Below are 633 nucleotides of genomic sequence, written 5' to 3'. Positions count from 1 at the left end.
GTATAAGAGACAGGCATATCAATAAGCGGAGGAAAAGAAACCAACAGGGATTGCCTCAGTAGCGGCGAGTGAAGCGGCAAGAGCTCAGATTTGAAATCGTGCTTTGCGGCACGAGTTGTAGATTGCAGGTTGGAGTCTGTGTGGAAGGCGGTGTCCAAGTCCCTTGGAACAGGGCGCCCAGGAGGGTGAGAGCCCCGTGGGATGCCGGCGGAAGCAGTGAGGCCCTTCTGACGAGTCGAGTTGTTTGGGAATGCAGCTCCAAGCGGGTGGTAAATTCCATCTAAGGCTAAATACTGGCGAGAGACCGATAGCGAACAAGTACTGTGAAGGAAAGATGAAAAGCACTTTGAAAAGAGAGTGAAACAGCACGTGAAATTGTTGAAAGGGAAGGGTATTGCGCCCGACATGGGGATTGCGCACCGCTGCCTCTCGTGGGCGGCGCTCTGGGCTTTCCCTGGGCCAGCATCGGTTCTTGCTGCAGGAGAAGGGGTTCTGGAACGTGGCTCTTCGGAGTGTTATAGCCAGGGCCAGATGCTGCGTGCGGGGACCGAGGACTGCGGCCGTGTAGGTCACGGATGCTGGCAGAACGGCGCAACACCGCCCGTCTTGAAACACGGACCCTGTCTCTTATAC

Annotated in this window: 1 rRNA gene; it reads left to right on the top strand. The window is 55.9% G+C overall.

The features are described 5' to 3' along the window. A 23S ribosomal RNA gene (locus tag P3R27_RS15555) occupies nucleotides 1–379 on the top strand; the annotation flags it as partial. Nucleotides 380–633 lie beyond the last annotated feature (254 nt).

It is taken from the genome of Enterococcus spodopteracolus, from assembly GCF_030441955.1.
Taxonomy (GTDB): domain Bacteria; phylum Bacillota; class Bacilli; order Lactobacillales; family Enterococcaceae; genus Enterococcus_B; species Enterococcus_B spodopteracolus.
This window is presented reverse-complemented; position numbering and strand designations above follow the sequence as displayed.